The following is a 12,476-nucleotide window of genomic DNA, read 5'->3' on the forward strand; positions in this document are numbered from 1 at the left end:
TTAAAGAAGCATAGAAATACTTAAAGGAACTAAAAGTTAAGGCTTGATTAACTTTTTGGAATGCAGCTTGAGGGCTAATAGCGTTAAAATTAGCTAAATCTTAGGGAGAAGTAGAATGTCAAAGCTTATGCATTATCAGGTGTTTATTGCCATTGTTGAGCTGGGGAGTATTGCAAAAGCCGCTTTGCATTTAAATATTACGCCTGCTGCTGTGAGTAAACAGCTCGCTAATTTTGAGCAGAATCTAGGTGTTAAACTCTTTAACCGTAGCCATAAAAAGCTTGAAATTACCTCTTCTGGAGAGCGCTTCTATCCCGCTTGTAAACAGATTATGTTGGACATTCTGACGGCAGAGTCCTTGCTCTACCAAGAGAACCAAGAAATTCAAGGAAAGTTAGCCATTAGCTTGCCAAAGGTATTGGCTAGAGGCCCAGTAATTCCTATCATTGCGGACTTTATTAAGCAGCATCCTAAGTTAACCTTAGACCTAAGTTTCAGTGATGATCTGGTCGATCTTCATCAGGATAAAATCGATTTTGCTTTTCGACTAGGAAAGCTTACTGATAGTAGCAGTGTCATTGCGACGCCATTAATTAAAACCCAATTGCTTGCCTGTGTGACACCCAGTTACTTAGAACAGTTTGGTAAACCTGAAAGCCTTTCTAACTTAGCTAATCACCGTTTAATTCTTATGTCACCTCTTCATGGGTCACACGCTTTAAAGCTTTTTTTCCAGAAGCAAAATATCAAACCAGACCTTTTGCCACTTCACAGAAGTGATGATATTGAAGGTATCTATCAAAGCGTAAAGGCCAATTTAGGGATAGGTTTGTTACTCGATCTTTCCATACAGGCGGATTTAGATGCCGGTGAGCTTGTGCCTATTTTTCCTGAATTAAAGCCAGAACTACCACAAAAAAACTTGTATCTCATCTTTAAAAAAGATCAACAATCCACGCTGAAGCAAACAGCGTTTAAGGCGCATGTTAGATCTAGGCTAGAAAAAATAGGTTAGTTTCATTATTTGATACACATTATTTTAAATTAAGAAATAGTGTGTACTTATGTAATTTTGATATTGTTCTAATTAGATTTTTATATAGTTTGTAAATCAAGAGTGTCAGTTTTGTGCCAGCTTGTTAACTTTTGTTTGTGAAATTCATTGATAATTCATTTTATATGAGTATTCTGGTTGCTGATTTTTTTATGAAAACTGACATATATCAAGTGTATTGTTTTTTAAGGAAGGCTTTTTATACATGGGTCTGATGTCATTTTTAAAAAAATTAAGCGATGCATTTTCCTTGCATCTGCTTTATCGATATTAAAATAGGGTTAAGTGTACGATGAAATTGAAAAACAAAATTATGCTCGCGTTTCTAGCAATTGGACTGCTTCCTCTGGCTTTTTTTGGTTACCTGTCACTCCACTTAGCAACTGTGTCGTTAGAAGAAGAAGCCTTTAAAAAACTAGAGGCAGTGCGTGAGATTAAAGAAACTCAAATAGAAGAATACTTTGAACAAAGAGAAGCTGACATTGTCATGCTTGAGCATGCGGTTGAAAGCCTAATCTTTAAAGATACTCATTCAAAAGCGGATGAAATCAAAGCGGCTGAAGCAAACCAAGGGTATTTTGATCACTTTATTAAAGCCTATGGTTACGATGATTTGCTTTTAATTAAGCCTGATGGAGATGTTTTTTACAGTGTTGAAAAGCTGAGCGACTATCAGACTAACCTAATTACTGGGCCATTTAGCCGTACTGGTCTTGGTCGTATTTTTAGTAAAACCTTGCCAGAAACTAAGCATAACGTGACTCATATTGAGGACTTTTCGCCATACCCTGCCAATAACAACAAGCCAGAAGCCTTTATTTCTGCGCCTATCTTGGTACATGGCAAACTTGATAGTGTTTTAGTGTTAAAACTTTCTATTGATCATATTAATGAGTTGATGCAACAAAGAGGCGGCATGGGTGAGACCGGTGAAAGCTATCTAGTTGGCTCGGACCATAAGATGCGCTCTGACTCTTTTTTAGACCCAATTAACCATACGGTTGCAGCCAGTTTTGCAGGGACAGTGGCGAAAAATGGTGTTAACTCAGATGCAGTCAATGCCGCGCTTGCCGGTGAAACAGATAGCAAAATTGTGATTGATTACAACGGCAATCCAGTTTTATCAGCCTATGCTCCTTTAAAGCTTAATGATTTAAAGTGGGTGTTGTTAGCTGAAATTGATGAAGCTGAAGCTTTGATTCCTGTGGTTGAACTAAGAAACATCATGTTGATTGTTATCGCTATTACAGCCTTGATTGTCGTCTTTATTGCCATGAATATGGCTCGCTCAATTACACGTCCTATCGGTGGTGAGCCAGATAAGATAAGCAAGATAGCGCACCTTATTTCTGAGGGTAACCTGACATCAAAGTTCGATCAGGCTACACAGCATTCGGGTATTTATGGCTCAATGCAAAAAATGAATAAACAGCTTAACATGATGATAGGCAACATTAATCAGATGTCTCACTCTTTAGCATCCGGTGCGAGCCAGAGTAGTGTGGCTTCAGAGCAGGTGAATGTGTCTTTGTTAGAGCAGCAGGCAAGTATTGAAAGTGTATCGACTGCCATGAACGAAATGTCTGTCACTATTCAAGATGTTTCATCCAACGCACAGCATGTTGCTGAGTCTAGCTTGTCAGCGAAAAATGCTTCTGCTCAAGCTAAGAATCAAGTAACAAAAACAATTGATACCATCGCTAGCTTATCTAGCGAACTAGGTAATGCAAAAGCCTCGATTCAAACAGTAGACAGTAAATCCCAAGAGATTGGTGCGATTCTGGAAGTAATACGTGGTATTGCTGATCAGACTAACTTACTGGCTTTAAATGCTGCGATTGAAGCGGCACGAGCAGGCGATCAAGGTCGCGGTTTCTCAGTTGTTGCAGATGAAGTAAGACAGTTAGCGCAAAAAACACAGCTATCGACTTCTGACATTGAAAACATGATTAACCTGCTTCAAGAAGATGTGAAACAGGTGGTTAATGTGATTAATCGCAGTAATGATATTGCTGAAAGGTCTGTGGCTGAAACACAAGAAACAGAAGCGTCGATTAACCTTTCTTTCAAGGAAGCTGAAGTGATTAGCCTAGATGCTAGCCAAATTGCAACCGCTGCCATGCAGCAGTCGGCCGCTTCCGAAGAGATTAATCAGGCACTTGTCACCATTAATGAAGCCGCGAAGCAAAACTCAATGGGCATGGGTGAAATCTCTGAATCTAGCTCGCATATCAGCTCTCAAAGTAAGAAGCTAAAAGCCTTGAGCGACGAGTTTGAAATCGCCTAGAGTCTTTACTGAAAGCATGTTTTTGGTACAAACCTAAGAATTCGCCAGATAAAGAAAGTAATTAAAAGCCCATATCTTAAAAGTAATTAAAAGCCCATATCTTAAATAAGAGGTGGGCTTTTTTATAAGTAATTAATGGTATTAGGTTTTGTCCTAAACGTTTAAAATATGCGATGTTAAGTTGCGTTATAAAACAAACCAAAGGAAAGGTAAAAATGATTATTTTACACCACTTAGAATACTCTCAATCGTTTCGTATCCTCTGGTTGCTAGAAGAGTTGAAAGTTGAATATGGCCTAGAAAAGTATAATAGAGATCCCGTGACGCACCTTGCGCCAGCAGAATATAAAGCGATTTCTCCTATGGGCACAGCACCTGTGATTACCCATGGCGATAGAGCCATATCCGAAACAGCCGCTATCATGGACTACATAATCGACTTGTATCCTGATGAATTTTTAAGGCCAGAAGTTGGCTCTCCAGATAGAGCAAGGCATCTGTTTTGGTTCCATGCGGCTCAAGGCTCCATCATGCCGCTTATGTTGATGGAAAGTATCTTCCATATCATTCAAAAACGTGTGCCTGGTATTTTAAGATTAGTGATAAAACCAGTGCTAGCAAAAGCATCAGCAGGTTTTACCAAAGCACGCATGGTAAAGCTGCTTGAACAAGCCGAAGTTGATCTTGCGACTGCCCAGTGGTTCGGTGGGAAAGACCTCACCTTAGCCGATATTTTATTAAGCTACCCACTCGAATCTGCCCATAAACGTGGCTTTATCACAGACGATTATCCGCTTACTCTTGCTTGGTTAAAACGCATTCAAGAAAGGCCTGCCTTTATCCGTGCTAAGCGAGAAGATGGTCGCGATTCAATGGTGTTACCTTTATAAGCTGCGACTTTATAACTAGATAAACCACTGTAATTACTGATTTTCAGGTTTGATAACCTACAAAGAACACAGGGTGGAAAGACTTTATGAAAGATGTAAAAGGTGTATTCCGTAATCTTGAGAAGATGCTGCAACAGGCAAGCTGGTTTGATGATGAATGGGAAATTTACAATCGAGGGAGCTACCTGCAACTTTATAAAAACAATTGGTTTAATCATAACCAAGGTGGCATTCACTTTGAGACATTTATCGAAGCGCCACAAATCAAACAAAAGTCATTCCCTGTGTGCATGCATGTCGAGGAAGATTGTCCCAATCAATCTGAATTCATTCGTGAGTTTATGGCACTTGAAGGTGATCGAATAAAGGGTTGGAAAGGCTATAAAACCTTAGAAAATAACTATGATATTTGCAGGCGCACAATGCCGCTAAACTTTAAAAATTTAGAGCAGAAGTTATTTGAAGAATTTAACCGTCTGCGAGTGCTTGAAGCCAGTGTCGAAAAAGTACTACTTAAACTTTAAGCTAGGGAACCTGCGAATAAGTTGAGGCAAAAAAAAATGAAAATACAAAAGAGCCCTTGTATTGATGTGTGTGATTTTTCTGGCCCTAAAGGCTGGTGTTTAGGCTGTGGGAGGACACGGCCAGAATGCCAGAAGTGGAAATCAATGAAGCCTTATCACATGAATATTCTTCAAAAAGAGCTCAAAAAGAGAATGTCACAGATACAGAACCACTCGAATAGAGAGTCAAATAAATAAGCCGAAAAACCAGAGTTTAAAGTTTAGAATTTAAAGCCTTAACCTCTCATCATCTGTAATTCGTTTAAACCAATTGTACATAGGGGTTGTCCCAGCATTATCGACGTTGGGGGCCGCTCTGCCATGGTTTATATCCTCTAAACTAAGGGTTCTCATTTCCACACTATATCGCGCTGCATCTGTTGTATTCGGTACGCTGGCATGTAATTGAGCGCTGGCAAAATTGAGAACATCCCCAGGTTCGATTACCAGTTTAATTATCTGACTTTCATCCACGGCTTCTTTTGCCATTGGCGCAATAGGGTAGCCCACTTCATCTTGTTTTAAGGTTTGCTTGCGTTTAGCGAGATAGTCTTCGAAGGACCAAGTATCCGTATTATTTGCCAAAGGCGTTGTCCAATATTCAGGGAAGAAGGCAATAGTTCTTTCTTGAGTAAGAGGGTATAAAGGTGCCCACCAATTTTGTTGGCTATCTAAGTTACTGCCCCAAGTATCTCTATGGTGAGCAATGGAAGATCTGTGGGTACCATTTTTTTCATGGTTAGCAGGAACCACTCTTAAAGGGAAATGATCGTAATAGGCGGATCCTGTATCAAGGCCACATTCCTCAAGCACTTGGAAAAAGAGTTGCCTCACGTCTTTATCTTGCTTGAATTTAGCCTGTACTTGGGCTGTTATCCTGATGAATTCAGCTTGCCCTAATGCTTGTTGTGCAAACATGGGATCTAAGCCGGATAGGGCGTGTTCGAGTTGTTGCTGACAAACCTTGATTAACTCAAGCATGGCAGGGCGCTGTTTAAATACCAACAAATTGCCTGCAAACAAAAGCTCGGCTCTGTCTTTATCATTGAGTGCCTGATCGAGCGTTAGAATATCCATTTTTCGTTCCATTTTCTGTTCTGTCTCCTATTCTATTGTTCGGCTGAATTGCGGACTCATCATCAAGATAAATTAATTCCAAGCTTATAGGGTGCGTAACTTAATTGCAGCTTCTTAAGATTAATATGAATAAGGTATCAATATTGTTGATCATTTAGACAAGTTAATGCATAGTTTTATCGCTTGAAGGGTGTGGGACACAAAAAATTCTTTCTATTGAGTGATAAGATCAATTTATCTGAGAGTAAAAGCACTTACTTACTAAATAATTGATTTTTTGGGATTTCCTTCAAGTTTTCCAATCTTTAACTGCCGCCTCAAACTCTTTATGAGGCTGACAATTTACAGATTAATAATAAAAAGTAGAAAGACGATCGGACCGATGACTGTTTTTATAAATCGGAACTAACACGAATTTTTAAACATCAATAATCATAAAGGAAATTTCTATGTTTAGAAAAACCTTAGTAGCAGCGGCCACAGCGTCTATTTTTCTGACTGGCTGTCAATCAATCTCGACTTCCTCTGTGGCGACACAACCTCTAGAACTAAAAATTGTTCATGTAAACGACCATCACTCTCACCTAAGTGCTGATAAAGGTGTAGATATGAAGTTGGGTGGCGAGAAAACGCGTGTCGCAGTGGGTGGATTCCCTTCTGTTGTCACCAAAATTAATGAGCTAACAAACACCAGCGAGCCTTTTGTAAAAGTACACGCGGGTGATGCTATCACAGGTGATCTTTTCTATACCTTGTTTAAGGGTGAAGCAGACGCTGCATTAATGAACGAAGCTTGTTTTGATATCTTTACCTTAGGTAACCACGAGTTTGATGCGGGCGATGCTGGCTTGGTTAAATTCCTAGATTGGTTAAAGTCTGATCCTGGCTGTAGCACAGATGTCATCTCTGCCAATGTTCAACCAGAAGTAGGTGTATCTCCATTAACGTTAAATAGTGCAGAAGACTATTTCACGCCTTATACAATCAAAGAATATAATGGTGAAAAAGTGGGTTTCATTGGTATTGATATTGCCAAGAAAACCAAAAACTCGTCTAGTCCAGATGAGACAACCATTTTCTTAGATGAAGCAAAAACAGCTCAGAAGTACATAGATAAACTGCAAGGTATGGGCATCAATAAAATTGTTCTTGTGACCCATTACCAATATCAAAATGACGTAAAACTAGCCGCTAAATTAAAAGGCGCAGACGTTATTATTGGCGGTGACTCACATACACTATTAGGTGACTTTAAGTCAGTTGGTCTTGATTCAGCTGGGCCTTACCCAACTCAATTAACCGATGCAGCAGGTAACCCTGTATGTGTTGCTCAAGCATGGCAATATTCTGCAGTCGTTGGTGAGCTAAACGTTGCATGGGATGAGAACGGCGTTGTGACTAGCTGTTCTGGTACGCCACACTTGTTATTGGCTGATAGCTTTAAACGTAAAAACTCTGATGGAAAGCGTGTTGAGTTAACAGGTGAAGCACGTCAAGCCGTTTACGCAGATATCGAAGCGAATAATGCTGTATCTATTGTCGAAGCTGATGCCGCGGCAGCTGCAACGTTGGCGACATTCTCTTCACAAGTTGATGCAATGAAAGGCCAAGTAATTGGTAAATCGGCATCAAACCTATGTTTAGAGCGTATTCCTGGTCAAGGTCGTTCTAAGCTGTGTGATCGCGCTATGACAGCAAGCCATGGTGCTGATATTTCAAACATTGTTGCCAAAGCCTTCCGTGATATGAGTAAAACCTCTGATATTGCGATTCAAAACGGTGGTGGTGTACGTGTTGATATCGCTGAAGGTGAGCTAACCATTGGTGATGCTTACACACTACTGCCTTTCTCAAACACCATTGTTGAATTGGATATGACAGGTAATGAACTGAAAACCGTTCTAGAAGAAGCCTTGGATTATGCAATCAGCGAAGGCGGTTCATCAGGTGCTTACCCTTATGCCTCTGGTATGCGTTGGAAAGTCGATGCGTCTCAGCCTAAAGGCGAGCGTTTCTCTGAATTAGAAGTAATGCGTAAAGGCGAAAGCTGGACGGCTCTTGATCTAAACGCTTCTTATAAAGTCGCTACCAATGACTATATCGCAGGCGGAAAAGACGGCTACAAAACCTTTGGTAAAGTCGTTAAAGAAGGCCGTGTAGTCGACACCTACCTAGATTATGCTCAAAGCTTTGTTGATTACGTAATCAAAGTCGGCACAATCGAAAAACTGCCGCTAGATGAGTACTCAACCCAAGTTTATATTAATAAAAAGGGTGTACAGCAATAATCACTCGATTAAATAAATATGAATTTTATTGAATCTGAGTACGAAGCGGGGGAGTAGAAATACTTCCCCGTTTTTTTGTGCGATTCAAAAAACTTTAACCAGATCAGTACTGATTAAACTTTCTAAAAGATAAAGAACTTCTCTCTCTACTCGTTCCAATGGTCCACCATTGGAATGCATACCTGTCAGCTCTGCTGGCATTAAGGCTCAGTTGCCTGAAAAGGAAAGCGCTTCAAAGAGCATCCTCAAATTAGCCATCGACCTCTACTACCACTCGTTCCAATGGTCAGCCGTTGGAATGTATACCTGCCAGCTCTGCTGGTGTTGGGCTTTAGATGTTTCGAAAAAGGGAGGATAAAAGTGAGAAGTACTCACTTTAAGAACAATGACTTATGGGTTAGAAGAGTTAGAAATTATAAGTCGAAGAGAGTAAAATCTTTGTTTTTGAAGAGTCTGATATAAGCCGAATGGATTTTAGAATAGGTTTTATATAGCTCAAGGTAGAAGGGCATTAACTGAATGAAGAATGATGGTGTGTTACATAAGCAACTTATATTTAAATTGATTTGTATTTTTACCTTATTACTAACAATACTATCATTCACTTTCATTTGTTATCAATTAGAATTGAAATTGACATTAGACGACCTGAATTCATATTCTAATATAGGTAATGTTATTTATATTCCTAAACTTATAGCTTCGAGCGGCTTTGCTATACTCGCATTTTATGCATTATGGTTTCGGATAAATCAAACATCTATTCAGATTAAAATTCAAGAAGAGCAGATCGAAGAATTAAAAAGACATAAAAAGTCAGATCAAATAATAGATGAAATGAATAAGATTTCTGATCGTATATTAGAATTTTCGCATAAGATTGAGAAGCCTACAGATTCTATGATTAAAAAAATAATGACTAATTCAGCTATAGGGTTTGGGGTTAATAAATGTCGTTATGAAAACAATCACTCTGCAAAAATTACAGAAATCGAATTTTCAAATGGGCGCAAAAAAAATATTGAATGGACTGGCGGAACTATTCAGAATCTTAATGCTTTTTTGACCATGACGAAAAAAGAAAACCCGAAATTAAGTTATGTTGAATTGTATAGAAATTATGATGAAAGTTATAAAAGTAATCATCATACAATTTCTTCTCAATTAAAGATGTTAATTGTTGTTGCTATTGATTTGATTGAAATAGACAGTGCTCACTCTAGTTATATTAGAAACGTACTTTCCCTTCACTTTAATGTTGCTTTAATTCTTGAGAAAGTAGGTCTTATGGAACCCCACTACATTTCTTTTGTTCATACATTACAGAGTTTAGAACGTCCCAAAAAATCTATTAATATAAATTTTAAGAAAATATATTTGCGAGAAATGAAAGACGATGGGTTGATTAATTTTGAAGTCAGCGTGGATGATTTAGAATTGAAATTTATTGAGGGTTTTCACGATTGTGAAATTAAAGTACATGAAAAGACATATCATAGATTAAATGGGGAATACAAAGATGTTACGGAGCAGAGTGAATAACCTAATTTTCTTTGATCGTAATATAGTTTATTAGCATTATAAATATCAGTAGAAAATTAAGCTAAACCTATGAGGATTTTAAAGGATTCTTTTGGAACAAAAACTCACTTTTAGGACATATTATAAATGAGAAAGCCAAGACTTTTTATAGCGTCATCTGTTGAGAACGTAGCTATTGCAGAAGCAATCAATGTAAACCTTGATCATGACTTAGAGGTCACTATATGGAAAAATGGAACATTCAAATTATCTTCAACTACCATCGATGATTTGGTAGAAAAATCATCGACAGTTGATTTTGCTCTTTTTATTTTTGCAGCTGACGATATTGCAACTATTAGAAATAGTAAACAGCATGTAGTAAGGGATAATGTGGTTTTTGAAATGGGTTTATTTGTAGGTGCAATAGGAAAAGAGCGATCTTTCATCTTGAAACCACGAGATGAAGTTATTCATTTACCAACGGATTTACTTGGAGTAACCCCTGCAGACTATGACTCAAAAAGATCAGATGAAGACCTTGTTTCAGCTACGAATAGAGCTTGTGCTCTTATAAAATCCGAAGTAAAACGAATTGGAATTATTAATCACGCTAGCCTTTCTGAAACTAAGCGTATTATTGCTAACCCCGTTGAATACAAGCTTACAGCAGCAGACTTTCACTTCCTTGCAGCTTGTTTAGGTAGTCATACGAATGAGCCAGGAGGTATGCAGTTTTATCAGATATCTAATAGTCTTAGAACTTATAATGATTCACTATTACAGATATCTTCTATAAAACTTGAAAGAATGGGGATGCTTGAAAAAACCATTATTACAAGTGAGGAGTATGAAAATGATTATTTTTCTTACAAAATTACAGAATATGGAATTGACACTTTATTAAAGAATGAAAAAAAAATACAACCTAGTTCGAGTAATAATAAACTGTTTTCGAGTTCAGTTGATTTCGATGATGATATACCTTTTTAGGGAAGGGTTTTCTAATGTTGCAGATAACGAGTTGAAATGATTTTTTATTTCTTTATCAAATAAATGCCTTCATTGATCTAAGATAGTTACTTATATTAGAAAAGTTTAATTTTGCAATTTTTGCTCACTTTTAAGCTCAGCCAAAAAAGAACGCATTGTGTTTGAGGGCTATGGTTTTATTATTAGTGTGAACATCTATATTATAACATAGTCTTATTCCTCTAGTTCTCACCCCCATCCTCATTCTTTTCTTAATTGTTTAGCGCCTTCACCCTTTTAATCCTAATCGGCCAGCACCATATCTTTCCTATTCAAACATTATTCTTTTAGCCTGATTTAAGGTCATGGCTGACATCAAAGAAGGCGCTTATGATTCCTTATTCAGTATTGGATCTTTCTCCTATCGTGGAAGGTTCTAACGCGGCGGTGTCGCTGCAAAACTCATTAAAATTAGCACAGCACACAGAGCAATTGGGCTTTGAGCGCTTTTGGGTGGCTGAGCATCACAGTATGCCGGGCATTGCCAGTGCGGCCACGTCGATTGTGGTAGGGCATATCGCCTCTGGTACGCAAAAAATACGAGTAGGGGCGGGTGGTGTTATGTTGCCTAACCATTCACCTCTTGTGATTGCTGAGCAATATGGCACCTTAGACAGTTTGTACCCAAATCGGATTGATTTAGGTGTTGGCCGAGCGCCTGGATCTGATGGAATAACGACTAAAGCCCTAAGACGAGACTTTGCAAACCAAGATAGATTCCCAGAAGACCTTGCTGAGTTACAAGCCTATTTAAGCGACTACGACCCTTTGCAAAAGCATGTACGTGCTATACCCGGTGAAGGGACGAATGTGCCGATTTGGATATTAGGCTCTAGCCTTTATGGTGCGCATTTAGCAGCAGAACTTGGTTTACCATATGTGTTTGCCTCGCATTTTGCCCCTGATGCTTTAGGGCAAGCAGCTAAAGTGTATCGTCATAAATTCAAACCCTCTAACGTGCTAGATAAACCTTACTTTATGTTTGCAGTTAATGTATTTGCAGCAGACTCTCAGGCCGAAGCCGATTATCTTATGTCATCTCACCAACGGGGCTTTGCTAACTTGATTTTGGGTAAGCCTGGCTTATTACCTCAACCAGTTGAAAATATCGAACAGCATGTGGATGGGTTAACATTAGCGAGAGTGAATTCGGCATTAAGTTGCACCGCTTCGGGTACTTTAGATAAGGTGAGGGCACAACTTGCAGGTTTGATTGATCAATATCAGCCGGATGAGATTATGATAAACGGACCTATTTTTGATCAGGAAGCGCGGCTTAAATCCTTTAGTTTAGCGGCAGAGGCCATTCAGGCTATTCGTTAACTTAAATGTCAAAGAAGGTTATTTAGGAGAATCATATCTATACATTTATCTAGAATAGAGTGGATGAAGGTGGTGCAAATATGGCCACTTATTCGCTGTATGAGATGGTGATAAATGAGCAGATAGTTGATCAAGAAGCGAGACTTAAATCTTTTAGTTTAGCTTCACAAGCAATTCTAACGCTGAACACACAATCTTAACGTTAAATAGAAAGAAAAGGGGAGTCATATCTATACATTATACTGGGACAAAGGTGGCGCTAATATGGCCTCCCATGCACTTTTTGAAGTGCTAGGTGTGGACTATAAACTGGAGGAAATTGATCTTTCAAAAGGTGAGCAAAAGTCCCCTGAGTATTTGGCGATTAACCCAAATGGCAAGGTACCTAGTCTTATTCATCATAAAAGTGAGGGTGATCACCTTGTGTATGAATAGGCTGCG

10 protein-coding genes and 1 pseudogene are annotated in these 12,476 nt (G+C 38.7%); 10 read left to right on the top strand and 1 reads right to left on the bottom strand.

The window, feature by feature from the left end; all coding sequences use genetic code 11:
- Nucleotides 1–115: 115 nt before the first annotated feature.
- From TW85_RS25615 to TW85_RS26500, 5 genes and pseudogenes are all read left to right on the top strand, one after another.
- On the top strand, nt 116–1,015 hold the full coding sequence (locus TW85_RS25615) for a LysR family transcriptional regulator (RefSeq protein ID WP_052702265.1): 900 nt from the start codon (nt 116–118) through the stop codon (nt 1,013–1,015).
- A 331-nt stretch (nt 1,016–1,346) separates the two neighbouring features.
- Nucleotides 1,347–3,341, top strand: coding sequence for a methyl-accepting chemotaxis protein (locus tag TW85_RS16955; protein ID WP_046018322.1), 1,995 nt, complete (start codon nt 1,347–1,349; stop codon nt 3,339–3,341).
- Nucleotides 3,342–3,556: 215 nt separating this feature from the next.
- Nucleotides 3,557–4,231 (top strand): glutathione S-transferase family protein, encoded by a 675-nt coding sequence (locus TW85_RS16960; protein ID WP_046018323.1) that lies wholly within the window; start codon nt 3,557–3,559, stop codon nt 4,229–4,231.
- Between the two features lie 86 nt (nt 4,232–4,317).
- A complete protein-coding gene (locus TW85_RS16965) occupies nt 4,318–4,755 on the top strand; it encodes a hypothetical protein (protein ID WP_046018324.1) in 438 nt (145 codons plus the stop codon).
- Between the two features lie 36 nt (nt 4,756–4,791).
- Nucleotides 4,792–4,887: pseudogene (locus TW85_RS26500) on the top strand (DUF1289 domain-containing protein); the annotation flags it as partial.
- Nucleotides 4,888–5,022: 135 nt separating this feature from the next.
- Here TW85_RS26500 and TW85_RS16970 read toward each other — a convergent pair.
- The gene (locus TW85_RS16970; protein WP_084616395.1) at nt 5,023–5,883 is read right to left on the bottom strand and encodes a hypothetical protein; all 861 of its coding nucleotides are present in this window, start codon (nt 5,881–5,883) and stop codon (nt 5,023–5,025) included.
- Between the two features lie 437 nt (nt 5,884–6,320).
- Between TW85_RS16970 and nadN the strand changes: the two genes are divergently transcribed.
- From nadN to TW85_RS26505, 5 genes are all read left to right on the top strand, one after another.
- On the top strand, nt 6,321–8,159 hold the full coding sequence (gene nadN / locus TW85_RS16975; protein ID WP_046018325.1) for an NAD nucleotidase: 1,839 nt from the start codon (nt 6,321–6,323) through the stop codon (nt 8,157–8,159).
- 633 nt (nt 8,160–8,792) lie between these two features.
- Complete coding sequence (locus TW85_RS16980) at nt 8,793–9,701, top strand: hypothetical protein (protein WP_157196968.1); 909 nt, start codon at nt 8,793–8,795, stop codon at nt 9,699–9,701.
- Nucleotides 9,702–9,827: 126 nt separating this feature from the next.
- Nucleotides 9,828–10,673, top strand: coding sequence for a nucleotide-binding protein (locus TW85_RS16985; protein ID WP_046018327.1), 846 nt, complete (start codon nt 9,828–9,830; stop codon nt 10,671–10,673).
- A gap of 369 nt (nt 10,674–11,042) precedes the next feature.
- Complete coding sequence (locus TW85_RS16990; protein ID WP_046018328.1) at nt 11,043–12,035, top strand: LLM class flavin-dependent oxidoreductase; 993 nt, start codon at nt 11,043–11,045, stop codon at nt 12,033–12,035.
- Between the two features lie 228 nt (nt 12,036–12,263).
- The gene (locus TW85_RS26505; RefSeq protein WP_272947171.1) at nt 12,264–12,470 is read left to right on the top strand and encodes a glutathione S-transferase N-terminal domain-containing protein; all 207 of its coding nucleotides are present in this window, start codon (nt 12,264–12,266) and stop codon (nt 12,468–12,470) included.
- The last annotated feature ends 6 nt before the right edge of the window (nt 12,471–12,476 follow it).

Source organism: Marinomonas sp. S3726 (genome assembly GCF_000967665.1).
GTDB lineage: Bacteria > Pseudomonadota > Gammaproteobacteria > Pseudomonadales > Marinomonadaceae > Marinomonas.

Excerpts from the sequence above, each read along its gene's own strand:
- TW85_RS25615 (WP_052702265.1), top strand. The coding sequence starts at position 116 with ATGTCAAAGCTTATGCATTATCAGGTGTTTATTGCCATTGTTGAGCTG.
- TW85_RS16955 (WP_046018322.1), top strand. The coding sequence starts at position 1,347 with ATGAAATTGAAAAACAAAATTATGCTCGCGTTTCTAGCAATTGGACTG.
- TW85_RS16960 (WP_046018323.1), top strand. The coding sequence starts at position 3,557 with ATGATTATTTTACACCACTTAGAATACTCTCAATCGTTTCGTATCCTC.
- TW85_RS16965 (WP_046018324.1), top strand. The coding sequence starts at position 4,318 with ATGAAAGATGTAAAAGGTGTATTCCGTAATCTTGAGAAGATGCTGCAA.
- TW85_RS16970 (WP_084616395.1), bottom strand. The coding sequence starts at position 5,883 with ATGGAACGAAAAATGGATATTCTAACGCTCGATCAGGCACTCAATGAT.
- nadN (WP_046018325.1), top strand. The coding sequence starts at position 6,321 with ATGTTTAGAAAAACCTTAGTAGCAGCGGCCACAGCGTCTATTTTTCTG.
- TW85_RS16985 (WP_046018327.1), top strand. The coding sequence starts at position 9,828 with ATGAGAAAGCCAAGACTTTTTATAGCGTCATCTGTTGAGAACGTAGCT.
- TW85_RS16990 (WP_046018328.1), top strand. The coding sequence starts at position 11,043 with ATGATTCCTTATTCAGTATTGGATCTTTCTCCTATCGTGGAAGGTTCT.